General features: G+C 43.2%; 25 protein-coding genes and 1 pseudogene. All 26 read right to left on the reverse strand.

Annotated features, from left to right (window positions below; translation table 11 throughout):
* Positions 1-185: 185 nt before the first annotated feature.
* A complete protein-coding gene (locus tag GT508_RS12075; RefSeq protein ID WP_081695227.1) occupies positions 186-353 on the reverse strand; it encodes a transposon-encoded TnpW family protein in 168 nt (55 codons plus the stop codon).
* 288 nt (positions 354-641) lie between these two features.
* On the reverse strand, positions 642-2,081 hold the full coding sequence (locus GT508_RS12080) for a virulence-associated E family protein (protein WP_227097757.1): 1,440 nt from the start codon (positions 2,079-2,081) through the stop codon (positions 642-644).
* Positions 1,996-2,649, reverse strand: coding sequence for a CHC2 zinc finger domain-containing protein (locus GT508_RS12085; RefSeq protein WP_021738884.1), 654 nt, complete (start codon positions 2,647-2,649; stop codon positions 1,996-1,998). The genes GT508_RS12080 and GT508_RS12085 overlap by 86 nt, the downstream gene beginning before the upstream one ends.
* 106 nt (positions 2,650-2,755) lie before the next feature.
* Positions 2,756-4,189, reverse strand: coding sequence for a hypothetical protein (locus GT508_RS12090; RefSeq protein WP_021738885.1), 1,434 nt, complete (start codon positions 4,187-4,189; stop codon positions 2,756-2,758).
* 412 nt (positions 4,190-4,601) lie between these two features.
* The gene (locus GT508_RS12095) at positions 4,602-4,904 is read right to left on the reverse strand and encodes a hypothetical protein (protein ID WP_021738887.1); all 303 of its coding nucleotides are present in this window, start codon (positions 4,902-4,904) and stop codon (positions 4,602-4,604) included.
* 37 nt (positions 4,905-4,941) lie between these two features.
* Positions 4,942-5,220, reverse strand: a complete 279-nt coding sequence (locus GT508_RS12100; RefSeq protein ID WP_044963260.1) for a hypothetical protein — start codon at positions 5,218-5,220, stop codon at positions 4,942-4,944.
* 15 nt (positions 5,221-5,235) lie between these two features.
* Positions 5,236-5,415: a hypothetical protein gene (locus GT508_RS12105; RefSeq protein ID WP_021738889.1), complete on the reverse strand. Its 180-nt coding sequence runs from the start codon at positions 5,413-5,415 to the stop codon at positions 5,236-5,238.
* A 9-nt stretch (positions 5,416-5,424) separates the two neighbouring features.
* Positions 5,425-5,808 (reverse strand): TnpV protein, encoded by a 384-nt coding sequence (locus tag GT508_RS12110; RefSeq protein ID WP_118393060.1) that lies wholly within the window; start codon positions 5,806-5,808, stop codon positions 5,425-5,427.
* Positions 5,805-7,688 (reverse strand): recombinase family protein, encoded by a 1,884-nt coding sequence (locus GT508_RS12115; protein ID WP_055156495.1) that lies wholly within the window; start codon positions 7,686-7,688, stop codon positions 5,805-5,807. The genes GT508_RS12110 and GT508_RS12115 overlap by 4 nt, the downstream gene beginning before the upstream one ends.
* Before the next feature lie 267 nt (positions 7,689-7,955).
* Positions 7,956-8,801: a type IV secretory system conjugative DNA transfer family protein gene (locus GT508_RS12120; protein ID WP_330576932.1), complete on the reverse strand. Its 846-nt coding sequence runs from the start codon at positions 8,799-8,801 to the stop codon at positions 7,956-7,958.
* Between the two features lie 254 nt (positions 8,802-9,055).
* Positions 9,056-9,310 carry a DUF4314 domain-containing protein gene (locus GT508_RS12125; RefSeq protein WP_080543130.1) on the reverse strand — a complete coding sequence of 85 codons (255 nt, stop codon included), beginning with the start codon at positions 9,308-9,310 and terminating at the stop codon, positions 9,056-9,058.
* A gap of 40 nt (positions 9,311-9,350) precedes the next feature.
* Positions 9,351-9,662, reverse strand: a complete 312-nt coding sequence (locus tag GT508_RS12130; protein ID WP_044927369.1) for a hypothetical protein — start codon at positions 9,660-9,662, stop codon at positions 9,351-9,353.
* A gap of 54 nt (positions 9,663-9,716) precedes the next feature.
* Positions 9,717-10,718, reverse strand: coding sequence for an ArdC family protein (locus GT508_RS12135; protein ID WP_192934822.1), 1,002 nt, complete (start codon positions 10,716-10,718; stop codon positions 9,717-9,719).
* 5 nt (positions 10,719-10,723) lie between these two features.
* Positions 10,724-11,530: a PcfB family protein gene (locus GT508_RS12140; protein WP_121055906.1), complete on the reverse strand. Its 807-nt coding sequence runs from the start codon at positions 11,528-11,530 to the stop codon at positions 10,724-10,726.
* 2 nt (positions 11,531-11,532) lie between these two features.
* Complete coding sequence (locus GT508_RS12145; RefSeq protein WP_161144337.1) at positions 11,533-12,822, reverse strand: relaxase/mobilization nuclease domain-containing protein; 1,290 nt, start codon at positions 12,820-12,822, stop codon at positions 11,533-11,535.
* Positions 12,823-12,828: 6 nt separating this feature from the next.
* Positions 12,829-13,137 (reverse strand): plasmid mobilization protein, encoded by a 309-nt coding sequence (locus tag GT508_RS12150; protein ID WP_161144338.1) that lies wholly within the window; start codon positions 13,135-13,137, stop codon positions 12,829-12,831.
* Positions 13,116-13,292 (reverse strand): DUF3789 domain-containing protein, encoded by a 177-nt coding sequence (locus GT508_RS12155; protein ID WP_118463598.1) that lies wholly within the window; start codon positions 13,290-13,292, stop codon positions 13,116-13,118. The genes GT508_RS12150 and GT508_RS12155 overlap by 22 nt, the downstream gene beginning before the upstream one ends.
* A 138-nt stretch (positions 13,293-13,430) precedes the next feature.
* Positions 13,431-13,754 (reverse strand): DUF7768 domain-containing protein, encoded by a 324-nt coding sequence (locus tag GT508_RS12160; protein ID WP_015513330.1) that lies wholly within the window; start codon positions 13,752-13,754, stop codon positions 13,431-13,433.
* 81 nt (positions 13,755-13,835) lie between these two features.
* The gene (locus GT508_RS12165) at positions 13,836-14,639 is read right to left on the reverse strand and encodes a DNA-methyltransferase (protein ID WP_330576933.1); all 804 of its coding nucleotides are present in this window, start codon (positions 14,637-14,639) and stop codon (positions 13,836-13,838) included.
* A 20-nt stretch (positions 14,640-14,659) separates the two neighbouring features.
* Positions 14,660-15,406: a hypothetical protein gene (locus tag GT508_RS12170; RefSeq protein ID WP_161144340.1), complete on the reverse strand. Its 747-nt coding sequence runs from the start codon at positions 15,404-15,406 to the stop codon at positions 14,660-14,662.
* Between the two features lie 6 nt (positions 15,407-15,412).
* Entirely contained in the window at positions 15,413-16,390 is a 978-nt protein-coding gene (locus tag GT508_RS12175) for a DUF3991 and TOPRIM domain-containing protein (RefSeq protein ID WP_161144341.1), read from the reverse strand.
* A pseudogene (gene metK, locus GT508_RS12180) lies at positions 16,390-17,550 on the reverse strand (methionine adenosyltransferase). Before metK ends, GT508_RS12175 begins: the two are co-directional and overlap by 1 nt.
* 88 nt (positions 17,551-17,638) lie before the next feature.
* Complete coding sequence (locus GT508_RS12185) at positions 17,639-22,015, reverse strand: SpaA isopeptide-forming pilin-related protein (RefSeq protein WP_161144342.1); 4,377 nt, start codon at positions 22,013-22,015, stop codon at positions 17,639-17,641.
* 74 nt (positions 22,016-22,089) lie between these two features.
* Positions 22,090-22,572, reverse strand: coding sequence for a gamma-glutamylcyclotransferase family protein (locus tag GT508_RS12190; protein WP_161144343.1), 483 nt, complete (start codon positions 22,570-22,572; stop codon positions 22,090-22,092).
* A gap of 12 nt (positions 22,573-22,584) precedes the next feature.
* Positions 22,585-23,541 (reverse strand): amidoligase family protein, encoded by a 957-nt coding sequence (locus GT508_RS12195; RefSeq protein ID WP_161144344.1) that lies wholly within the window; start codon positions 23,539-23,541, stop codon positions 22,585-22,587.
* Positions 23,542-23,543: 2 nt separating this feature from the next.
* Positions 23,544-24,839 carry a DNA (cytosine-5-)-methyltransferase gene (gene dcm / locus GT508_RS12200; protein WP_161144349.1) on the reverse strand — a complete coding sequence of 432 codons (1,296 nt, stop codon included), beginning with the start codon at positions 24,837-24,839 and terminating at the stop codon, positions 23,544-23,546.
* Positions 24,840-24,890 lie beyond the last annotated feature (51 nt).

The raw sequence follows: 24,890 nt of genomic DNA on the forward strand, positions 1-24,890 counted from the left end.
TAATCAATTCAAAGTCTTCTTTTAAACATAATGGAACATCTAATCTGTTCATATACTCTTTTTCTCGCTCTTTTTTGCTTTTACCAAATAATCCCATAGTGTTTCTCCTTTATAACTTCTAATTTGTTGCTCAAATCATATCACATTTTCAAACATATCTCAATTCCAATTGTCTCTGCCCCCATCTATTGCATTGCCTTTCGGCTTGCTTCTGTAACCAGCATCCGGTTAATCTTTTCTTGCATGGTTTCCTTTGCATCTTCATTGAAATGATAGCGGACAACATATACTGTCTGCCCGATTTTCTTTGTAAATGTGTTTCCCTCTGTTTTTTTATTCATCATTTTTTCCATAATCATCTATTTCCTTTCTTTCCTGTGCCCGACAGAGAGAGGTTTGCTTCTGTCCCTGCCGGGAGTTTATCGGCACGCTGACAACGCAAGTGTCAACATAGGGTTTGAAACTTTTTTCGGGTAGTTATTTCTGTTTTCCAAAATACTATTGAAAAGTTTTTTGAATGTTCTTGTTGACACCTGTTAAAAAGTAGCTGAAACACCGGTAAATACAAAGGATTTTGGTGTCAACAAAAATGTCAACAAGCAGTAAATTTCCGGGTAATCAGTAGCCTTTCGGCATCAAAATCAGCCTTTCTCTCTGTCGGGCAGATCAAATGGCAGCTCCAACTGTTCTGCTTTCGTCAGCTTTGTAAATCCATCTTTATCCGGTTCGTTGCCACCCTCTTCTTCTGCTCCTTCCCTGATCCAGCTTCTCTGTCTGCCATATCCTTCCTTTGAAAATCTGTGGACTCCGGCTCTCTTCCAGCCAGTGATCTGCGTATCCATAATGGAACAGATCTCATTTGTCTCGAATTTTTTCGGCTCCCGGTCAAAATGGTCAAAGGCTTCTTTCCAGATCTGGACGGAACATACATGACTACCTTTATAAGCGTCCAGCCAGCCTTGTATCATTCCTGCCATCGTATCTTCCTGTGTGAACTGTTTTCGGTATTCACTGATCTCCTGCTCCATTTCCTTTGAGAACTTCAACAAGCTGCTCTTATTCTCCGTTGACCAGTAGATTTCCATTACTTCTGCCCACAACTGGTCAAAATAGGATCTGGCTTCTTTTTCATCATCGAGGATATGCTTCTCTGCCTTACTGCTGTCTATAGCAATCGGCAGGAACCGTCTTGCCCCGGTACGGTCAAAAGGAATGAACTGCCTTGTGTTCGTTGAACCTGCAAAGATACACTGACGCTTCCGGTCTTCCTCATATTTATCATAAGGGTTCCGGTAAGTGTCTTTCTGTCTGGTCAGGAATGACTTGATTTCCTCATTGCTCTTTGCACTGATTGCAGCAATCATCTCCGACATTTCCATAATCCAGTGTCCCCGGAGATGCTCGTATATCTTACTGTCATTCAACTGCTTCAGATCATCAGAAAACCAGTCATCGTTCAATGCAAGAAAACGGAAAAATGTGGATTTTCCGGCTCCCTGCTGACCTACCAGACAAAGCATTTCATCTGCTTTACAACCGGGGCGGTAGATTCTGCTTAATGCTTCCATCAGGAAGTGCTTCACAACCTCATAGACAAAATCCGAAGCATCTGCCCCCATATACCGTTGCAGAACATAACGGATTCTCTCCTGCCCGTCCCACTCCAGTTGTTCCAGATACTCACAGATCGGGTGGTATGCCCGGCTGTTGGCTTCTATGCGAAGTGCCTTATCCATACATTTTTCACTTGTGAGTTTGTAATAGCGTTCAAAGAAATAGTAGAAATAAGTCCTGCCATCATCATCCAGCTTGCAGACTTCCTCATTCCACCAGAGTTTTTTTACAATATCAATCCTGCCTGTCAGCTTGTTGTATTTCATACTCTCACGCACAAGCGGATCATTTCTCAGCACAACCATATAATTTCCAACCGTTGCTTTCGCAGTTCCTTTCTGTGTATATTCCAGCATCTGTTTCACTTCATCGACTTTGCTTTTATCTACCATCCGGAACATTTCTTTCATGGCATCTTTCTGTTCTTTTGTGGCGATCTCCTTTATCTTCTCTTTCGCATTGCTCAATCCGCTCCACCTCCTTCCATTTTTCTTTTACAAGTGCTTCCTTATCTGCCCTGTCCCCAAAGAGCAGGATATCCAGATAATACTCAACAACTGACAACTCCCTGAGAGCAGTCATAAACTTTTCATGCCATTCTTCTGTCCGTGTTTTTGGTGCATACTGTTCTTTCCATTCCAGAAGCAGGCTCAGATAATCCAGATAGGCTCTCAGGCATCTCAGATGTTTTTTCTGCCAAAGTTCTTCTGGTGTCGGCTCTGGCTTTTTTGCTGAAACGCTTCTCCTGTTCTGCGGTGATCCCCTGTCCCTGCCGGAATAAGGAATCCCAAAATCATCTGCCAGCTTCATGGCTGCATCTTTCAATCCAATGTCAAACAGTTGTGCCGTAAAATCAATGGCATCTCCTGTACAGCCACACCCGAAACAATAATATCTCCGGTCAACTTTCATGCTGGGTGATTTGTCATTATGGAAAATGCAGCGGATCAGTCCGCTCCTGTTGGGCTTTAACCCATACCTCTCCGCAGCCTGCCGGACGGTCACATTCTGTTTTACTTCATCAAATAATCCCAATTCGTTTCCTCTCTTTCTTAAATCTGCTTCCCAAATCTGGGAAGCAAGTTTTCACAAAAAACAAAAAAGCACTTTGTCCTGTCCTTACGGAATCAACAAAATGCCCTTATAGTTCCAGATCACTGGAATGTGATCTTCCTTTATTCAGTTGTTTTCTCTCTGCCTCTTCTCTTTGAATCTTTGCTACGTTCAATGCAAGTTTTTCTCTGATTGACGGCTTCACTTCTTTTTTGATTTCTTCTACAACGGCTTTTTTCTTCTCTGGCTGTTTTAACTGACGGACAACCCTCACAACAGCTTTTTCCATCGCATATTCGATTTTTTTAATCAGACCGTCCAGCCTGTTTATCGCATATTCCTTTTCTTTTCGTGATGCCTTACGTTCCGGACTCTGAATCCATCTCTTAGAATCTTCCGCAAGACGAATGTCATCTTTTCTGGTAGCCCGCATTGTTTCCTCTGCGACTTTATCCACAGCCTTGTCATAGGCTTCACTGGATACTTCGTCAAGCAAGGTTTCCACATCTTCAATACGGAGGGTAAGCTGTTGCAGTTCCTCTCTCTGTTCTTCAATCAGCTCGCCCTGACTTAGAATCCGGTCAGAATTGGAAATGAAATTTTCTTTAAATTCTTTTTCCTGCTGTTCTATTTTTTCTTTCTGTGACTGGATAACCTTTTCATTTGCCCTGACATGGTTTGACTGCCTTGCAAGTTCCAGATGATTCGCATTGACCTTATCCCTCTGCTGATTGAGCATTTCCTGCTGAACCGCAATCTCTTCTTTCTGCTTCATTCGGATATAGTCCTGTTTCTCCAGATACTGCCTTCCTCCATAGGACGGTTCTTCGTCAATTTCCAGTCCATGACGTTTACAGATATCCAGGAACATTGTCCGGCAGGCAGAATCAAAAACAACCTTACGGTTATTTGTCTTTGATCTTTTCTTTTCCGGATTCGGAAGTTCAAAGCCAAGTTCTTCCAGTGCCGCTTCCTGTTTCGGTTCAATCTCCCCATACCGGTTCGTAGCATCGAATACATGACGCTCATGAATATGCGGAGTCGCTTCGTCCATGTGCAGTGACCAGTCAATGATATGCACATTAGAACCAAACCGCTCATCGAACTCTTTCTTGAATTCATCAAAAACCAAAACCAGCGTTTCCACAGAAGCGTGTTCATCTATCGTCCCAAGCTGATAGATACTTTCTTCCGGACAGGTCTTTTTATTTTTCAGAACATCTTCCACCCCTTTACATCTGTCGGGGTGTCTTGCTTTCTCATGACGTTTATTCTGGTTAATCACATAATCGCTGTAATGATCCACATAGTATGCCATCTCAATCTGGTTAAAAGAAAAATTATCCTCTTTTCCCCGGTCTGCCATTGTGGTATATCCCTGATAGCAGTCCCAGTAAATATTCTGACGGACACGTTCATTGTCAATATGCTCACTGTGTTCCGGGTCAAATCTCCGGTCATTGTGAAGCGGATTGTAAACACCGTCTTTCCCAGATCTGCCGTTATGCCTTGTGCCTTTCAATTCACATCTCTCCTTTTTTCAAGTTGTTTCCCCGGAGGGGATTGCAGCGAAGCTTCCAAAAGTCTCTGTCCCCGTTACAGACAGTACCCAGTACCATATGGCGAAACGCCATATCACTGGGCAATGGCTGCCGCCCTTAACCTGCTAAGGGCTTTGCCCCTTAACCCCAGCAAGATGCTGCCGCTCTTTGCAATCTGGGCACAAAGGACTTCCAGCCCTCTGTACTCCCAGCAGACAAAACGTAACTCCTGCCGCTGTCCCTTCAGCAGGATCTCCGTTCCGTCTGTTTTTCAAAAATCCTCTGCATCGGATTTTGTGAAAATATAAAAATGGGTAAAACAAAGGGCACTAACTTTTTACGGTTAATGCCCTTTCCTTTACTCATTCACTTTTCAGATAATTCCTGTATGTATCATTCTGATAATTGCTTCAGAACCATTTTAACATTCTTCCTAAGTTTCATTCCGTCCCTCAGTCCCAACCGGTAGAAAAATTCTTCTGTCTCTGCTCCACTGTTAAATATCTGGTCGCAATATTTTGTAATGGCCTCTTCCTGTTTCTGTGGAAGTGTGGCAATCACTTTTTTATATTCTTCCTCAACTTCATCTGGTTCTGTCACAGACGGCTGGCTCAGTTTCCAGTCTGCATACTCTTTTCCCATATGCTCCGTTATGGTCAGGTTGATAAATTCTTCAATCTCTTTTGTAATCTTCATTTAAGAATCCTATTCCTTTCTCCAGTGGTCTACTTCATCAATCTGATTTTGATTGTTTCCAGCCACACCACTGCCCAGCCAGAAAGCACAGCAGGATATAAAGTATAAAACCTGCCACAAGCATCCTGACCGCTTCTGTGCCTGTCTCCTGTCCGAATCCATACCCTAAAACTGCTGTAATGCAGATGATCCCCGACAGGATATGAAATACCGTTGCCGACAGCCATGTGAAGAACATAACCACCAGTTGTATCATTGTCAGGCATATACGCACTGGCAGTAATACGATTTTCACAATAATTCTTACAACAACCATGACTGTCCACCCCTTTCACTGTTTCAGATAACTACGATAGCTGTCTATCACAGAATCTGTCACACCGCTTTTGTAAATCTTTCGGATATCAACGATTTTTTCATCTTTCAAAAGTTTCAGCCAGTCCAGTAAATCTTTTCTGCTGTTTGCAAAATTACAACATCTTCCGTCTGCATATTCAATCCAGTATCTCATAAGTCCCTCCTACACATACACCAGTTCATTTAAAATAATTTCATCTACCCGGCTTCTTGCATTGTTTGCCCGGCGAACCCATTCCATCTGATCTCTGCTTTTCAATTCTTCCGTAATGCCTTCCTGCTCCATAATCTGTTCCATGAGGAAATCCCTGCGTTCCAAACACTGCTCATTCAGATCTGCGAGATACGTCCAGAGCTTACCACTCAATGTCAGATAGGAATACAAGCCACTCTTGTAATCTTTCAGATAGTTTCTGTGAAGACTTCCATAAAAACCAATCTCTCTTTTCTCTTCCGGCACAGCGATCAGCGGCAGATAGATTTCCCCGACAAGGATATAATCCAGACCATTGCTGTCATCGTGAACGATTCTTTCTAATTTACTCATGCTGATGCGACTCCTTTCTTCGGTTCTGCAGGTGGAAGCAGTGATACCGGAACGAACACACCCTTTGCAATATCTTCCTGACGGATTTCCTCTTTTTTTGCATCCATCTCAGCTTTCTTTTTTGCCTTTGTCCGTTCATAGTATTCTTGCTGCTTGCCATTTGCTTTCCTTTTCAAGTAATTCTGATGAAGCCTGTCTTTTCTGGCTTCCCGCTTCTTCATTTCTTCAATTTCTTCCGGTGTCATTTCCACCTCACCGAAATGTGGCGGTAAATATTTTCCAATAAAATTAAAATAGATTTCCACTTCCTGAGTTGTCTCAATGCTTCCTTTTCGGTCACGCTCATGAACCACAATCTTTTCTACAAATTCATTCAGCATGTAAGTGGTCAATTCCTCAAAGTTTTGGTATTTATCAACCAGCGCAATAAACTTCTCCGCTGATCTGCGACCTTCTTCATAACCTGATAATTCAGCTTCCATATCTGCAATTTCTGCCGACAAATCTTTCTGTTCTTTAGAATACTGTCCGTCAAGAATCGTATATCGTTCATCTGGCAGCTTGCCAAGAATATTGTCCTCATAGATTCTGCAGATCAGTTTTTCCAGTTCCTGCACACGCTTTTTTGCTTCTGCTAATCTGTTTTTCAATCTTGTGATCTCACTGGACTGCTGTGAAGTCTGTGCCTTTTTTACTGTCTCCAAAAATTCTTCACGATTCAACTGTGAATACTCCGCAACAGCCTTTAAAAGTTCCTTAATCAGCTCCATAACCACATCAGCATTAATTCTGTGCTGTGTCTGGCAGAGTGTTCCAACCGGAACTTTAGAATATGCCGAACAGGTATATTGTGGCACCCGCTTGCCATTATTTACCCGATGGACATACATTTTAGAACCGCAGTCTGCACAATACATCAGACCTGTCAGCGGATGGGCTTCTCCCCATCCATCTGGATACCTTCTCACATTGCTTCGGATTCTCTGCACATTGTCAAAAGTTTCCTGATCTATGATTGCTTCCTGCGTGTTCTCAAACACCGTCCAGTTATCCTCAGATACATAATGACTTTTCTTATCTTTGAAATGCTTTCTGGTCTTGAAGTTCACTGTATGACCAAGATACTCTCTTTTTTTCAGAATACCTGCAACAGTAGAAGAACCCCAGCCATAAGGATCTTTGATTTCTTCTACTCTGCCTTTCCATAATCCGGCATCTTTCTTTGCCATATGAACTGCTGGTATCTCAACTTTATCCTCTTTCAGTGCCCTGGCAATCTGATATGGTCCGTAACCGTCCATTGTCATGTGAAAGATTCTCCGTACAACTACAGCTGCTTCTTCATCAACAATCCATACATTCGGATCATCCTTGTCTTTCAGATACCCATACGGTGTTGTACTTGCCACATGCTTGCCGGATTTTCCTTTCGCCTTGAAAGTGGATTTTATCTTTTTGCTGGTATCCCTTGCATACCATTCATTCATGATATTTCGGAATGGAGTAAAATCATCATCCTCCCGGAAGCTATCTACATTCTCATTGACTGCAATCAGGCGGACATTCTTCTGTCGTAGCAACTCCATATATTGCCCGACTTTCAGATAATCTCTTCCCATTCGGCTCATATCTTTAATCAGAATCGTTCTGACTTTCCCTGACTCTACTTCTTTCATCATGGCAAGAAAGCCTGGACGATCAAATCTTGTACCGGAGATACCATCATCAGTAAAATGAACAAGATTGGTGAATCCATGTTCTTTTGCATATTGTTCCAGCAGTTTCTTTTGGTTCGAAATACTGTTGGATTCTCCGTTTAATTCATCATCACGACTAAGACGTTCATACAACGCTGTCATGAATCCCTGTTTCTCTGTCATAGTCAGATGTCCTCCTTCGTTTATTAAGTTCCTGTTCTCATCCCATATCCGTTCCTGTACCGGGTTCTAATGTTTCCGGGACGTATTAACCAGAAAAGACACGCTGAATGCCTATTCAGTTCTGGTATCACTACGGGCAGGCTGTTTCGTTTTCAAGGTTCGTGTAAGAAGTAAAAAAGTTCTTTACACTAAACGAAATGCTCAGAGGTCTTTTTACAGCCCCCTTACTGCATCTTTTTTGATTTCGTGTCATCTTTTTAAAGTTCCTTACACAATCTCTGTACTGACGAAACAAAATACGGACATGTTTTGAAATTGTTTTTTACAAAATACAATTTTGTTCTTTAAGGTAAAAAAATAAGCCTCAAGAGACTTTTTAATCATTTTGGAGCTCCAACTCTTTAAAATTGATTGATTAAGAAGTCTCTTCAAACTTACTACACCGGCCGCCTGCTTATAAATGGCATACTGCTTGACCGCAATACTCTCTGGGTCCCGCATTTCCAGTCTTTCAAACAAAATGTCCAATGGTGACTGGTAATCCTCATCATCTTCTTTGACCTGTGCGCTTCCAAGCATTTCCATAATCATCGGGAAGTTCTGTTCTTCCGGTGGAGCTTCATGCAGTAAATACAGCATAAGTGCCTGTAAAAGTGCAGTCTCTGACTTTTCCCAGAACGGGTCCGAGCTTTGTGCACCTTTCGGTGTCGTGTTGCGGATCAGGTTGTTAATTAGTTTCAGCACATCCTTGTCATCCCGGACATACGCAAACGGATTATAACACCAGGAAGTCTCCGGATTGATCAAATCAAAAACCCGGACTTCATATCCATTCCGTTCCAGAACACCTCCTGTTTTGCGCAGAAGTTCCGCTTTCGGATCTGTGATCACCATCGAGCAGTTGCACTGCATGATGTTCGGAATCGCATAGGTCCGGCTCTTTCCTGCCCCGGAACCTCCGACTACCAGCACATTTAAATTTCGTTTATGCTTATATCCATCCAGTCCCATGCGGAAATGCTGTGTCAGAAGCAGATTATTCGTGTACTGCTTTTCGCAGTAACGTCTGCAGATTTCGGACACGTTGCCCCATTTTGCGGAACCATGTTCCACGCCTCTTCTATAATTTCTTTTTTGGGATTCATAAATACCAATGCCTAAGAAATAGGCTGCTGTGAATATCAGAATACATTTGAACGTATACGGTGTATACGTGATAAAAAACGGCTGTTCGAGTTTTTCGCTCAGCGTTTCTAAGATTTGAATAAAATTCTTATCCGGTGTAATGGCACAAGCGGTAATCGCTGCCGCCCACCAGACAAATGGCAGAAAGACAAGATACAGAACCCAGTCCTGCTTTTTTGTACTTATCTCTGCAAGTCAGATTCTCTTTTCTTGCGTGGCTTTTCTTCTGGATGTCCCTGTCCTTCTTTCTTATGAAAGGAATCCACTCCCGGTATCAGTGAGAGACTTCTGCCGTTGTCCCACTTAACACCAAGCTGGCCTGCATCATCCACATACTGCACAGTTCCTTCCAGTCCCTGCGGCATACCCGCTTCTCCATCCATCGAATTCAGACAGATTCTTGTTCCTGCCGGATACTGTTCTCTAAGTCTTGCCACTTTTTCTCTTGAATAAATGACCAATCAACCACTCCTTTCTCTACCAGAACATGTGTCTGCTAGTATTCGGTTTTGCAACCTGAATAATAACTTTATCTATTCCATCACTGTATCTTCCGGCTGCAAGATATTTACTTCTGAGTCTGTTCAGTGCCTTACGGATCTGCCTTTGTTCCCCGGCTGTAATCTGCAGTCGTTTCTGAGCGAGGTCGTATTCACTTACTTTTTTCAGAAGAGCTTTCGTTTCTTCCAAACATTCATCCTGCTCACTCTGCGCCTGTAGCTCATCATTCAGTGCCACCACGAACATATTTTTCATAATGTTATCCATCTTCAAATAGTATTTTGTCATCTGGCTGACCTCCTTTTTTGTTACACCAACCATATCACAAGACCTCCGTAATAGCTACTCCAACCGTCCAACTTTTTCACTTTTATCGTTCGGCTGCTTCTTTGCTTTTTTCTCTTTTCCAGATGCTTTTTCATCCTTGGTTTCCGGTGTTTTTACAGGGTCTCCGATTGCGAACTCATCGGTTACATACTCCTGTTCCTTTGCACCAAAATTCCGTTCGATATGGTTTCGGATACTATAGGAAGCCTGACGGACATCATTTAAAAAGTCTCTCAGTTCCTGTGGATCTTTCTTTCCACATTCATTTCTCTGTGCAATATACTCCAGATTGAATCCGGTAACATCCACACCATAACGTTTCGCAATCACATAGGCTGCACAATAAGCCTGTGCACTGACTTTCTGTCGGCTGTAGGTTCCGGTATGCTGGTCCAGTGCTGCACACGCCAGTTCTCTGTTCAGTGCATGGAATGTCGTTACTTCACTCATTCCGTTGCGGATATAAATGGTACGGTATCTCGGATTGTACTGGGCCTGCACTTTGTCTGGCAGATCATCCTCAATCTGCACACGTACCGACTGGTCTTTTAAGACAGTTCCTATCAGTTCTGTCAGACTTCGCTGAGGGCGTTCTTCCAATGGCTTTCCAGACATCTGACTGATGTCAAATCCTTTTCCAATCGTATACCCTCTCCGCATTTCTCCGTCTTTTTCGTATTCAGTGGAAATCATATAAGTAATGCCATGTTCCCCGACTTTGACCGAACGGTGTTCTTCTCTCCAGCGTTCATAAGACCTTACCACCTTAAAATCTGGATGCTGTCCGTAAATCAAAAGCAGATTCGGTGTTCTCTGGGTATTACACTCTGCCATAAAGTCCAGAAAGCCTTTCAGTTTTTCTCCATCCTGAAAAACTCCCTGTGCCTGTGAATCTACTTCAGCCCATACCTCTTCTCTTTCCTGCTGTTTTTTGGCTGCATATTCTTCTTTCGTCAATTTCTGTTCAGGAACCTGCTGTTCTTCCGTTCCCCCTGAAATCATATCTGTTAAATCCATATACATTACCTGCCTTTCGTTTTCATATTCTTACGTTTCTTCCGGCTCTCTCTGGCATTTTTCCGTCTGTCCGGCCTCTTACGTTTCTCTTCCTGTTCCTTGCGGATATCTCCGAGTTCTTTCCGCACAGATGGTTTTTCATTCTTTTCTTTCCAGCTAATTTCCCGATCGGAAGAAGTATTTCTGTTGCGCGAGAAAGGTTCGGATGGATTCTTTTCTTCCCCCTCCTGCGCCTGTGTAAAATTTCCTTCCGGGAAAGCCTCATCCCCGATCTGGAACATTTCTTCCGCATCGTCCAGTTCAAATTCTATCTTGCCTTCCGGCAGGACAACAGTCTCTGTCCGTACATTCTCCCCGGATGCTTGTTCCATCTGGTTCTCTGCCTTTTCCGGTGCATTCTCTTTTTCCACTGCTTCTGTAACCATAGAGCCTGATTCTGCTTTTACAAAATCCAGATTCATCCGGTCTAATACCCGGTTCATCTTTGCTGCATCATCTGCAAATACCATGACTTCTGTCTGGTCCGGATTCACCTTATCTTTGATAACTACATATAAGATACCTCTCGCCTTGGCTTCTTTTGCAAATTCTTTTAAACGGTCACCCGGAACGGTAAAAAATTTCATCGGGCGCTGTTCCTTTAACATTCTGGTAAGCCTTGTTTTCCCTCTTGTCTTTTTCTGATCCTTTAATGCGGCCGCAATAAAGATTGCCACATGCTTTGCCACATTTCCGGTAATCTTCAAAGAGTATTCCATTCCTTCCAGACTGTACCGCACCACCTGATCCGCCGGTTCTGCTCCATAATTCATACTTATCTCACCTCCTGACTCTTCTGTATTCTTTCTTTATCTTCCACACGTTTTTCATTCTGGCTCTGTTCTTCTGCTTCCTGAAGTCTCGCTTCGATTTCCAAGGAATGCTTTTCAATCTGAACGGTCATACGGACTTCCTTACGGAGTCGCTTCAGTTCCTCATTGATTTCGGACAATCGTTCTTCCCCTGTCTTGCTGCCCCCATTCCGGTACAATCCTCTGCGTTCTTTCATAAGTTCCGCAATCTGCTTTTGCAATGGTTCTCGGTATGCGGCAAGCTGCTCTCTGGTTGTGATGTCATGTTTCATTAGAAATTCAATCTGTTCAATCCTGCGGTCCAGTTTCCGGATATCCTCTCTGACCACGTATGGACTCCGTTTCGGTCTTTTTGGCAGTACCCCCATCTGATATAAATAGGAATAATACAGTGCCTGAATCCCGGTCAGTTTCTTCTTTGGATAAATCTGTACTGCCTTTTGATAGACTCGTTTCACCTTTGGCTGTAGTATCTGCCCACGTATTTCCTCTTCGGAATAGTTTTTTCCAAGAGAACGCAGACGGATATACCGTTCCATCCCCGGAGCTTTTAAAGAGATGTATTTCCTGTTCAGTTTCCATGTATATCCCCGCTTTTCCATCTCTTTTAGGAATTGTGACCAGGAGTAGCTTTCCTGTACAGATTCCCTGATATCCAAACGGATTGCCATTCTCCATGTCGGCTTTCCTTCCTGTTCTGCTTTCCACTGTACATAAGGGATTGATTTTTTCTGATCGGATTCAATGATAGACAGACCATATTTTCTGCACAGGTCATCGGAAATCTTGCGGATCTCCGTATAATAACTCTTTGCATTACTGTGGTACTTACGCCCGTCTGCCATGCTCACAGAGTTCCAGACAATGTGGTTATGATAATGTCTGGTATTCAGATGCGTTGTGATAACAACTTCATACTGTCCCTTTAAGAGCCGGTCTGCCAGTTCCTGTCCGATGAGATGTGCCAGTTCCGGTGTCACTTCACCTTCTGCAAAACTCTGTACCAGATGGTATCCTGCTACACCGCCCGTCTTATGGAATCTCTTTTTTGTTGCCACCATATCTTCATACGCATTTTCATTGGTACATCCGATGGTATCTTCGAAGACCGCCTGTTCCGTCTTTGTCCGGTTCATGGCATAATCAATGGCAGCCTCCAGAGAATCTGCTTTCTGTGTGGTTTTTTCTTTATCTTTCACATATTCGATAGAACGGTCCAGGCGGTGGACGGGGATAACACTTGTATAAGCCATCCGGCATTACCACTCTTCCTTTACCAGATGCCATGTTTCTTTGGTAAGACGCAGCATTTCCTGAATGCTCTGCTCACTTGCCATTCCAGAAGCATTGGCAACATGGGCAAGCTGATTGGCATTGTTGCATAAGCCTGCAATTTTTCGGAGCAATTCGGGGTGATGCTCGCAGGGTTTGGCATGTACTTGCGCTCCCAAAATCAACGAACGCATAAACTCTTCCCTGCTCAGACCGCTTCTTTCGACCTGCTCATTCAGTTCCCTGACTTCCCTTGCATTAAGCCGTACCAGGATCACATGGTTTCGTTTTCGCATTGCATCACCGTCCCTTCTTTTTTCTCTTCCTCTTTCATCATACCGCCAAGATCCTCATCGGATTTTTTCGCTGCAACCATGCAACAGGTCACTACCACTCCTATAAATCCTCCGCTCATCAATGCGATTACAATCATTACTCCGTTTCTTAACATGACTTGATCCTTCCTTTCCATTTTCGTCTGTGTCCGGGGGATTGGGGTTCTCCCCAAAGTGCGTTTGGATATCCAAACGCTATGCTTGCAATACGAGTACCACCAGTTTCTGTAGCACCGGATTAACTCGATTCTGATTTATTTTGATTCTTTTATCTGTACCAGTCCATCAAGTGTCGTACAAATGATATGGAGTCTGTCTGCCATACTGATTTCGGTATTCATTGTTCCTGTCACTTCTTTCCCACATACGACTACCATCCGGCATCTCCGCAAAAGGATATGGGACATTCTTCCATATCCCTGCATATCTTCCGCATCGGATTCTTCCAAAAATGGTGAGAATACAAATCTCGGACAGATTGGTACATACCCAAGTTCATAGATTTTTCTGCAATATTTCTGCACTTTTACCCGGCTTTCTTCTGCTGAACAGCACACATAAGCCAGAGCCTGTTCCATACGCTCCATCTCCTTCCTGCATCCAGTTGGATGCCACTGATTTTCTCTATAAAAAACAAGATGTCCAATTGGACATCCCGGCTACTTTTCATCCTCTTTCTGCTCTGCTTCTAATGCAATTTTCACTCTGTCACTTCCCAGTTTGTAGTAGGCATCTGTTACCTCAATTCCCACTGCACGATAACCTGTCATAACCGCTGCAAGGACAGTTGTTCCTGCTCCGGCAAACGGGTCCAGGATCAGTCCTCCCGGTTCACAAATCTGGATGACATCTTTCATAAGCTGCAACGGTTTCTCTGTCACATGAATCCGGTTCTGCGGATTTCCATATCGGAAAACACCCGGCAGACAAGATACCGGACGGTTGATTGGCATCGGTCCGTTACTGCCCCACACAATGTATTCAGCCTGCTGGCGAAAACGGCCTTTCTGTGGACGGGAGTTTCCCTTATCCCACACCGCTGTTCCTCTCCAGATCCATCCTGCCCACTGCAATGCATCGGTAATCGATGGATACTGACGCCAGTCAATGAACAGGCAGATCGGAGCACCTTTCTTGCAGGCTTTCCGCACATCATAGAGCCACTCAGCCATCCAGTGTGTCCAGGATCTCTGGTCTTTATTATCTCCATCAAAATCCGGAAGTGCATTCGCAGCACTCATACTGCTGTATTTCTGGTTTGTAGTACGATTTCTTTCATTCTGCTTTGTTCCACCGGACGCATACGGTGGATCGGTAATGACTGCATCAAAGATTCCCGGCTGGAATGCTTTGACCAGTTTTAATGTATCTCCATGTAATATTTTCCAGTTTTCCCCTTCGGCATATTCCTCCAGGTATGTTCCCTCTTTCATAAGTTCTTCCAAACTCAGGCCATTTGTCATAGGCATCATCCTTTCTTTTCTCAGCGTTCCGGCTGATTTTTCTTCTTTGTCTTTTTATTTTCTTTTGGTGGTGGACTCAACTCGGTTTCCACGTATTCACTGATAATCAAAAGTGCTTTGTAATAGTCCCCACTCTCCAATACTCTTTTACACATTTCTTTTGCTTCTGCTGTCTGTTTATTCTTTTTCAAAAGAGTTGAGGCATTGCCCATAATGGAAAAAATATTCCCATCATGTCCAAGGAGTTGTAACTTGGGACGTTGTTTCTCAGGCTTTGTCGGAATCTGCCCTGTTTTCTTTTCATACATTTTCGGCTGTTCCATATTAGGATGCCAAAAATGCACATTCAGCGTTCCACCATCTACCTTGATATCCCTCTGTTCAAATCCTTCACCCCACCCGTCACTGTACTGCCCTGTAATGTATTCGGTGAATTCCTGTAGTTCTTCCTGACTTAAAAATTCATTTAATTCCAGTTTGGTACAGCCGTACAGGATTCCGTCTTTGTTTTCTATCGTAACAACTGCACTTTGTATCTTTTCCTGAATGGACTCACTTCCATCAAAATACTGCATGAGATCATCTTCCCCATAGAGTTCCAGTTCTTCTCGGATGACTTCTTCATAATCGGCAAGTTCTGTTCCATCTAACGGCATTCCATATTCATCACTCTCCGACCAATCTTCTTCCCATTCGGATTCTTCTGAATAAAGATTTCCAGTCAGCTCCGTCAACAGATGTATGTGCATCGTTCCTTTTTCTTCCATTCTCTATCACCTTCTTTCCAATGGTCTATCCCTGCATTTATTTGCCTGCTTTTTTTCTTTCGCAAGGTCTGCATAATCTGCCCCTTCTTTTTCCGGCAGATTGCAGATAATCTGATACGTTCCCTCATAATGTTTTTTCATCTGTTCTTTCGCCCATCTCCCGGCAAAGTCATTATCGGTGCATATTTCAATTTCTTTGATTTCCGGATGGTTCTTCAGAAACTCTTCCAGTGCGTCCGGCGGCTTTTTAAAACGTTCACTCTGTATCAGTGCGTTTTCTTTCGGAGCAGCGATTCCCCCAAGGGAAAGACGATATTTATCCCTCTTTCCTTCTTCCAGTGTCATGTGTGCCAGTGCATCAATACACGCTTCATATACGGCAACTCGTTTTGTTTCTCTTTCAGGTGGAATACAAAAGCTGTACTTTTTTTCACTCCCGGTCTGCTCCATCTTGAATCCCTTCCCGTTTTTTTCATAGATTCCTCGCAGGAATGCATATCTTGCTTTTCCGGATTCATCTTTCCCAACAAAAACAGCGTTATGATACGGGACACTTTCATAAAGGATTTCATGTGAAATACAATACGTGATCACTTCATCTCTGATTCCTCTGTGGTTTAAATACGCCCTGATTCGTCTGCAATTACAATACCTCTCCGGCAGCTTAAATGGCAGTTTTTCCCTTTCCACAGACTGTGTCGGAATAAAAGACGGACTCTCTTCGCACAGCAGTTTTACGGCATCTGTAAATTTCATTCCATCTACTTCAATCAGAAACCGCAGTGCAGACACGCCACCGATATCTCTGGATTTCCAATGCCATTTACTTGACAGTTCATTGATTTTAAAACTGTCATGGTCCGTTAACTGCCATTCATTTCTGGTTCTTGTCTTTTGCAGTCGCTGTGCCTGATGTGTTCGCAAATACTCATACGCAGTCATATTTTTTGCTGCCTGAATCTCTTCTTCTGTTACCCAAGGCATTACAGAATCGTATCCTGAAGAGCCAGTACCTTATCTGTCCGCTCCCAAGGAAACTCCTTTCTTCCAAAATGACCAAAAACTGCCGTCTGCCGAAAAATCGGACGATTCAGTCGAAGGGATTCCATGATCTGAACGGGTGTCACTCCAAACACCAGTGGGATTGCTGCCGCCAGACAATCATCTGCACACACTTTTCCTGTACCAAAGGTATCTACCTCAATCATAACCGGTTCTGCTACTCCGATTGCATAAGCCAGAGACACCTGACACTTGCTTGCAAACTCAGCAGCTACTATATTTTTGGCGATATACCTTGCCATATAAGCCGCCGAACGGTCTACTTTCGAACAGTCCTTTCCCGAAAATGCACCGCCGCCATGCGGAATCATACTGCCATAAGTATCCACCATCAGCTTTCTTCCCGTCAGTCCGGTATCTGCATCAAACCCTCCACACACAAATTTTCCTGACGGATTAATCAGAATCTTCGTATCCTCATCCGGCGGCAGTAATCTGAGTGCTGAACGAAGCACTTTCTCTCTGATTTCGGCATCTAACTTCTTCAGGCTCTTTTCTGCACCATGCTGGCAGGAAACAACAACACTTTCCAGTCTTACTGGTTTTCCATCTTCATATTCTACGGTTACCTGTGCTTTTCCATCGGAAAAGATATCTTTGATATATCCGCTTCTTCTGCAAGCCGAAAGTTCACGTGTAATCCGGTGTGCCAGAACAGTCGGCATTGGCATAAGCTGCGGAGTCTCATCGCACGCATATCCGACCATAACACCCTGATCTCCAGCTCCCCTGCTTCTATCTCTTATTTTTGCGCCGATATTATCCCGAAATTCTTTCGACACACTCACTGCTTTCGCAATATCTGGACTCTGCTAGTGTACAAACGTATCCATTTCTATTCCATCTGTACAATATCCGCATTCTTCCAGAACCTTTCGGATCACATCAAATACTGGCGGCTCATATCCGCTACTGATCTCTCCTGCCACAAACACATTTCCTCTTGTGGCAAGGACTTCACATGCCACTCTCGAAGATGGATCATAACGCAGACATTCATCTAAGATTGCATCTGCTATCTGATCGCATACTTTATCCGGGTGTCCTTCTGTTACTGATTCTGCTGTATAAAAACGTCTCATCTTTCTTCTCCTTATATGCAGACAGGGCAGGAGCTGCTCTATGCACATCTCCTGCCCTGTCAGATTGGTTTATCCTGTAATTCTTATTTTATTTTTCTTCTGTTTCTTCTTTGTTTTCTGGCATTTTTGACTTTTTTCTGCGGTATACGGTCACTCCTGCAGCTGTTCCGGCAGATGCCAGACCAAGTAAAATAAATGCCCATACTTTCTGGTTGTCACCTGTTTTTGGTGCATTTGTTTTTTCTGTTGTTTTCTCCGGTGTTCTGGCATCTTTCATTTCTACTTTCTGGACTTCCATTGTATCTTTCAATGTGAATGTGACATCTTCCGCAATCTCGTAACCATCCGGTGCTGTGATCTCACGCAGAGTAAGTTCTTCATTGACTGGGAGTTTTGCAATGGAATGTGGCTTTCCGTCCGTAATCCACTCTTCCAAAACAGTTCCGTCTTTGCGGATAATTTGAAGCTTTGCCCCTTCCAGTTCTTTTCCGGTTGTAAGGTCTGTTTTTGAAATTTCCACTTTGGAATATTCATCTTTCATCTCAACCTTTGTCACACTGCCATCTTCTTTGACTTCAAACGTCACATCGCTGGCAGACACATAGCCATCTTCATAAGGAGCCAGTTCCTCATGTAAGGTATAACTTCCTTCCGGCAGTCCGTAAATGACATGTTCTTCCTTACTGCTTACCCATTCTTCCACAACATTTCCGGCTTTATCAATGACCTGCAGTTTGGCTCCTTCCAGCTCATTTCCGGTTGTTGCATCTGTTTTTGTAATGCGTGTTTCTGTCGGCTGATTCTCAACTTCTTTGTTCAGTTCAATCTTTGTAAGATTCTGATTTTCGTAAGTTGCATCTACATTCCATACTTCCTCATTTGGAAGATATCCGGCTTTTCTGACTTCCTCTTTGACATAGTATTTTCCATGTGGAAGATCGCTGTCGAAAGTAAGTGTTCCCTTTGCATCCGTTGCTTTCTTTTCCAGCAGGGTATCTTTCTCTACGAGAACCTCTCCCTGATTAGAAAGAATATCTTCCGCAGCATACAGTCCAAAAATAACACCTTCCAGCTTTTCGCCTGTGACAGAATCTTTCTTTTCTACTGATACAGAAACTTTCTGTCTTTCATTTTTATAGGTAACGCCTTCATAAACGACTGCCTGTGTATCATCCTCTGCTGTCAGGGTAAATTCTTTCTGTTCTGTATTCAGGACAAAATTCTCTCCTGCTACAACTTCTTTCAGATAATAAGTTCCCAGTGGCAGATTGTTGATAACTGCCATTCCCTTTTCATCTGTAGTCAGTTTGGCTACCAGGTCATCTTTCTCATATCGGACAACTGGATTTCCTGCTTCGTCCTTTGCTCCGTCCGGTGAATAGATGGTATCTTTGGCATATACTTCGAATTCAGCACCTTCTACTCCGGTTTCTTCATATTTAAAGCCTTTATAAATACCTGTTTCTTCTTTACCAGATACGGCATTTCTTACTTTAGAAACCAGTGCTTTTACTTTTGCCAGAACAGAATCTCCGGTTACTTCGGTAAGCTGTTCTCCCTTTTTCGTCAGGAGCAGGCTTCCTACCTGTTCGTCATTTTTCTGTTCTACTTCTACAATCGCAGCTCCTGTATCCGGATCAATCTGATGTGCAGTATTTGAGGATACTGTAATTACAATACCGCTCTGTGGATTTTCTTTATATGTTCCTTTTGTAGTCTGCTCTAATGGTGAAATAATCGTTGTTCCATCATACAGGGACTCTTCGCTTCCCTGCCTTACAAATCCTTCCGGTGCTTTTACTTCTTCGATTCGATAGGTAGCGCACTTCAGTTCCTGCGGTGTGATCAGATATCCTTCCTCATTTGTTTTGAATACACTGATCTTTTCTTTCTTCGGATACTGAACAACCTGTTCCACATATTTCTTATTTGTCACATCGTAAATCTTATAAGAGGCTCCGGCCTTTAAAACCGTATTTCCAGTCTGTGCATCCTTCTTTACGATTTTCAACAAAAATTCAAACGGACGGTCATCAAATACTCTCCACTGCATTGGTTCTCTGCTGTCATTTTCCACATTTACAACAAATGGATCAATGGTTTTCAGATTCTCCGGGGTAGTGCTTTCCACTACAACATAACTTCCATACGGCAGTTCCGGGCTGACTGCATATCCTTTGGTATCAGTGATCAGTTCCGGTACTGGTACGGCGGTTCCTTTCTCATAAGTAACTGCAACCTGCTCTTTGCTGAAGTCATAATTCTTGAAATCATTTGCTGTATAGCTTTCCCCATTGGACGGTTTCAGTTTCCCATTTTTCACCTGTGTCAGGTCGCTGATTAGATATACCTTAAATCCTGCTCCTGCAACCAGGTCTGTTTCTGTCTGCTCTCCATCTTCACTGACTTTGATTAACTGGAATGCCTGTTTCTTTACCTGCTCTTTTACCGTAAGGTCTCTTGTCACTTCTGCAACATCCTGACCTTCATAAGTTACGGATACTTCATATTTTGTAGTATCCAGTGTATATCCTTCCGGTGGAGTGATTTCTTTTACATACATTTCTCCAAGGTATAATTCTGAAAATTCCAGTGTTCCGTCATCTCCGATGACTCCCTGTGCAATCAGGCTGTCCTGTTTATACAGAACTCCTGTTGTACCATCCGGATGCACGATGTCCTCTTTTGCATACAGACCATAGACTGCACCACGAAGAGTACTGTCACCCTGTGCTTTAAATGCAAGTGTTTCTTTATCGATCTTTGCGATTTTTACTTTTCCTGTGACTCTCTCATCGGTTGCAGTTACAGACAATGTCTTTCCGGCTGCAACATCCACTTTATATACTTCTGTATTCAGTTTGTATCCTGTCGGGGCAGTAACTTCTTTTACATACACAGTTTTCAGTGCTGAATCAAAATAATCGCTGACTGCTTTTCCATCTGTTCCGGTTGCAGTCATCGTCATTAGCAGATTTTCGCACTTCTTATCGGTGTAAATACCGTAAACTGCTCCAGATAGTGGGTTCTGTGTATTGATATCTTTCTTCGTCAACTCAATGCGTGTCATATTCAGCCACTGTACACTGAAACTTACCGGAGCTGCTGTTTCGCTTTCAAATACACCGATATCCTGCTTGGAATCTCCGGTCGTCAGCACCAGCGTTCTCCATGTCTTTCCGACAGAACCATATAAGCTGCCGGAAGCATAACTGCCTGTCAGTAATAAATCCGCAGACAGATAGAATGTATCTCCACCATAAATCTGGATCTTTCCATTTGTAACACTTGTTCCTTTAGAAAGATTATGTGCAGTCACATTTTCCGGTACACTCAATGTCACATAGTTTCTGTGATCTCCAGACAGTGTGATATTTGGTGTTTTCTGGATGTTTCCATCCCGTACTGCATTCAGCTTTGTGCTTGAAAAGCTCAGTTCACCTTTTGGCGGTTCTTCCTGTCCGAACAGATAATTGATATATGCGATAACCCCTGCATTTACAAGGTCATTATAATTACATCCGGTAAATCCGGCTTCTCCTGCGTAAGCGTAGCTGGCTGCAATATGCGTATACACATACTTTTCATCCTCTGATTTCCCGGACAGATAACTTCCTGTCAGATCTCCTGCCCCGCCATAGCCATAGTAAAGGACTTTCTGCAGATTCTTGTTACTGTCCAATACCTGTGCCACATAACTTCCACTCGGTGGGGATGCTTTCTGGGACTGGAGACAGTATGCGATCTTTCCATTGACTGTGAACAGGCAAGTAAGATAATTTCCAAGATAACTTGGATAATAGATCGTTCTTCCTTTTGTCAGTGTGACTGTTGAACCGCTGCTTGTGGCTCTTTCAGCCGCAGACAGTACCATGACATTTCCTTCTTCAATATCCTCTTTCAGTTCTTTGACTGCCTGTGCAGATGCATCTTCCCCGGATGCCTCGATTTCTACATCTGTGTAGTTCTGCACAGGCGAATCCGAATCATCTTCAGATTCTGTATCTGACTTCTGTTTCTCTCCACCATTTTCTTCGGAATGTGCCTGACCTTCTGTATCCGTCAGAGTCACTTTCCGGGTGATGGTATAGCTGTCACTCTTATCTTTTGGAACGACCATATAAGTGGCAATATATGTTCCTGCTTTGTCTGAATGATACGCTCCACCATTCTCATCTTTGATACTTACAAGCGTAACATCTTCTTTTTCTGCATCATAATGGATTCCTTCCATACTGGTTTCCACTGCAAATGTTTCATCCGAAACCGCTTTTGTGATATCATCTGCTGTAACCGTTGTATCTTTCTGGCTTGTTACTACCTGTTCGGATGCCTGTACTTCCGTCTGCTGTTCCGAGTCTGTCTGCTCGGCCGCAAACGCATTCGCACTGCTCAAGGTACTGATGCCCATCAGGACAGCCAGTCCAAAAGCAGCAATTCTGGTCTTTAATTTTCTAACCTTCATGTGCTTTTCCTTCCTAATTATAAATAGATTTTTTTAATTAAATACCGCAGAAGATGTTTCCTCTGCGGTACGTTTTATCTTGTATATCGATTTTTTTCTTTTTTCACTTCCTGTCTGGTACGCTTCACCGCTTCCATGACAGACTCTGTTGGAATCTGGTTATCCTTATATCCTTCCAGAATTCCATCCAGATAAAACTTCGATGGTCTTGCCGGAACATCTTTGTGCGGAGCGTTCATAATATATACAAACACTTCTTTCTCCACACCATCCTGATTTTTTACCCGAATCGATTCTTTCCCATAAAAACTTGGGAATCCTTCATAAAAATCCAGACTCTTCTCACACGCTTCTGTGATTTTCCATAAGACTCCTTCGACACAGCTTCCCTTTTCCGGCAGTACCGTTGCTACCCCATTACCCGGAGCCCTTCCTCGAAATGCCAGCCGATAGTCTTCAAGCCGGACATTTTCCACAACTTCCGCAGCCGGACACCTGTACTTCATCTGCTCCAGATTCATGTTGCTGCCATAAGCGAAGTAATATCTATCTTCCACTCTTTCTCACCTCTATCTGACTCCTTCTGTCCTTTGATTTTTCTTCAGACACTCATACGTGCTTTTATCATATCTCCACGCAAGATCACCATCCAGATTTGCCAGCAGATGTTTTCGAACATTTTTATATTCATCTCCAATTAACCCAAGTCTCAATAAAAATGTACGAAATGTAAATGCCGGATTTTCTGATATCAGTGTCTTTTTCATCTGTGTAGATCTCTGATTGATCGCCTGTGCGGAAATGGCTAATGCCAATGTAATGTTTGCTCTTACCTTTCCTGCATGTAGTGTGCTTTCAAAACAACGCCATTCCAAAGTTCCCTTGGAAAACACAGCATGAAGATTCAGAGCATAATAACGGGTATCATCATAATGGATATGACTTCTATCCCTGCCTCCATACCAGACATTTCTTACTCGGTCCATAGTGATTGACCTATTTGGTATTTTTCGGATTTTCTCCAATACCTCCGGTTGCACTCTCTGACAATAACTATTTGCTCTTCTCTCCTGCACTTTCAGTGCTTTGAACAGGATATCTTCCTTTGCATACATAATTGTCAGTGCATTTTTCAGGCTTTGCGGTGTATGATTCGATGCATCTACATGAACATGCTGACCACAGGACTCATTTACAAAACCTCCATGCTGTCGCAGACAGCGTACTACTTCCTGTAACTTTCCCATTTCATCATAGGATAATTTCGGAGATACCATTTCTGTTGAATATTCTCCACTTGCATCTACAATTCGACCGTATACTTTCCGTTGTGTATAAATGCTTCCATCAGACATAAATTTCCACTTTTTTCCTTCCGAATCTATCACTGACCAGATTCCGTAAGTAGTGCCGTCATAATATGCTTCTGTTCCAAACATTTCAGCAACAACTTCTGCAGCATGTTGTCTGGTAATCCCTGTCATTTCGATTTCTGTGCCAAAGTATTGGTCTTTTATACCGATCATGCCTAATGGATTCCTTTCTCAGACACTTCCTGTGTGTTGAGTTCGGAGTCTGCCTTTTGTAATAATCTGCCAATTGCCTCGATAACATTGACAGTTACCCCGTTTCCAGCCTGTTTATAAAGCTGTGCGTCAGAAGTGCTGTCTATGATCTTATCAATCTGCCAGTCGTAATAACCCTGCAGACGCAAACATTCCCTCGGAACTAACCTTCTTATTCTGCCGTGATACAAGATGCCATGACGATCGGTTGCAGTAATTGTAAACATCGGTTCTTCTGGTTCTTTCATACGTCTGCCGTTCTGACGGACATTTTCTTTGGCTGGTGTAAGGACTGCTCTTGCCCCTTCTTCTCTTAATACACCGGAACATTCTCCTTTGTATTTGTGGATTCCGCATTGTCGGGTATTAAGGCTTCTGCATTCTTCAGTTACCAGTGGTGGTGGAGACAAATCTACGAAATGAAGTGTTCCCTGTTGAATACCTGTAGTCAGGGTGTGTGCTATCTGATGTCCGACTCTTCCTCTCCTGCTGTTGAGATTCGCATAGCCTAAATCGATGCTGTCACCCTCTCTTGCAAGTTTGTAGCCGAGCTTTGTATTTTCTTTAATTGGAACACCCACATCATATAATCCTGTCTTTCCACCCATTCCTCCGGCTTGTGATGTCAGGGTGCAGCTTAATCCTCTTGGACTATAAACTCTTTTCCCCTGACTTCCTGCCCGGACTTGAACAAGAGCTGCTCCATTTGTTTCTGGTTCAGGTAATACTTTTCCGGCACATCGGAAATCAAGATATCCGACAATATACACCCGTTTTCTTGCTTGGGGGACTCCGAAATCCTTGCTGTTAAGCACTTTCCATTCGACATGGTACCCCAGTTCAGAAAGCGTACTGAGGATGGTGCAAAACGTCCGGCCTTTGTCATGCGATAACAAACCGGGAACATTTTCAAGGATAAAATACGAGGGTCTTTTAGCTTCAAGAATCCGGGCAATTTCAAAAAAGAGAGTTCCTCTTGCATCTGCAAATCCTTCTCGCTTTCCGGCGATAGAGAATGCCTGGCAAGGAAATCCTGCACAGAGTAAATCAAAATCTGGCATTCGTTCTGGTTCGATTGTTCTTGCGTCATTACAATACCACTCCCCTTCTGTATCAAACAGCAATCGGTAGTTCTTATCCGCATAAGTATCCACCTCGCAATGTCCGACACAGACAAAGTTTCCTGCCCGTCTTAAGCCTTCACGAAATCCCCCGATTCCGCTAAAGAGATCAAAAAATTGAATGGTTGCGGCTATCAACCTCCTTTTTGCTGATAAAAACAGGCGGCATGATTTCTCATACCGCCCTTC

Source organism: Dorea sp. BIOML-A1 (assembly GCF_009875615.1).
In the GTDB taxonomy this organism is placed as follows: domain Bacteria; phylum Bacillota; class Clostridia; order Lachnospirales; family Lachnospiraceae; genus Dorea_A; species Dorea_A amylophila.

What these genes read in the sequence shown, in the direction of transcription:
- GT508_RS12075 (WP_081695227.1), bottom strand. Translation starts at nt 353, where the DNA reads ATGGAAAAAATGATGAATAAAAAAACAGAGGGAAACACATTTACAAAG.
- GT508_RS12095 (WP_021738887.1), bottom strand. Translation starts at nt 4,904, where the DNA reads ATGAAGATTACAAAAGAGATTGAAGAATTTATCAACCTGACCATAACG.
- GT508_RS12100 (WP_044963260.1), bottom strand. Translation starts at nt 5,220, where the DNA reads ATGGTTGTTGTAAGAATTATTGTGAAAATCGTATTACTGCCAGTGCGT.
- GT508_RS12105 (WP_021738889.1), bottom strand. Translation starts at nt 5,415, where the DNA reads ATGAGATACTGGATTGAATATGCAGACGGAAGATGTTGTAATTTTGCA.
- GT508_RS12110 (WP_118393060.1), bottom strand. Translation starts at nt 5,808, where the DNA reads ATGAGTAAATTAGAAAGAATCGTTCACGATGACAGCAATGGTCTGGAT.
- GT508_RS12115 (WP_055156495.1), bottom strand. Translation starts at nt 7,688, where the DNA reads ATGACAGAGAAACAGGGATTCATGACAGCGTTGTATGAACGTCTTAGT.
- GT508_RS12130 (WP_044927369.1), bottom strand. Translation starts at nt 9,662, where the DNA reads ATGACAAAATACTATTTGAAGATGGATAACATTATGAAAAATATGTTC.
- GT508_RS12135 (WP_192934822.1), bottom strand. Translation starts at nt 10,718, where the DNA reads ATGGATTTAACAGATATGATTTCAGGGGGAACGGAAGAACAGCAGGTT.
- GT508_RS12140 (WP_121055906.1), bottom strand. Translation starts at nt 11,530, where the DNA reads ATGAATTATGGAGCAGAACCGGCGGATCAGGTGGTGCGGTACAGTCTG.
- GT508_RS12145 (WP_161144337.1), bottom strand. Translation starts at nt 12,822, where the DNA reads ATGGCTTATACAAGTGTTATCCCCGTCCACCGCCTGGACCGTTCTATC.
- GT508_RS12150 (WP_161144338.1), bottom strand. Translation starts at nt 13,137, where the DNA reads ATGCGAAAACGAAACCATGTGATCCTGGTACGGCTTAATGCAAGGGAA.
- GT508_RS12155 (WP_118463598.1), bottom strand. Translation starts at nt 13,292, where the DNA reads ATGTTAAGAAACGGAGTAATGATTGTAATCGCATTGATGAGCGGAGGA.
- GT508_RS12160 (WP_015513330.1), bottom strand. Translation starts at nt 13,754, where the DNA reads ATGGAACAGGCTCTGGCTTATGTGTGCTGTTCAGCAGAAGAAAGCCGG.
- GT508_RS12165 (WP_330576933.1), bottom strand. Translation starts at nt 14,639, where the DNA reads ATGACAAATGGCCTGAGTTTGGAAGAACTTATGAAAGAGGGAACATAC.
- GT508_RS12170 (WP_161144340.1), bottom strand. Translation starts at nt 15,406, where the DNA reads ATGGAAGAAAAAGGAACGATGCACATACATCTGTTGACGGAGCTGACT.
- GT508_RS12175 (WP_161144341.1), bottom strand. Translation starts at nt 16,390, where the DNA reads ATGCCTTGGGTAACAGAAGAAGAGATTCAGGCAGCAAAAAATATGACT.
- GT508_RS12185 (WP_161144342.1), bottom strand. Translation starts at nt 22,015, where the DNA reads ATGAAGGTTAGAAAATTAAAGACCAGAATTGCTGCTTTTGGACTGGCT.
- GT508_RS12195 (WP_161144344.1), bottom strand. Translation starts at nt 23,541, where the DNA reads ATGATCGGTATAAAAGACCAATACTTTGGCACAGAAATCGAAATGACA.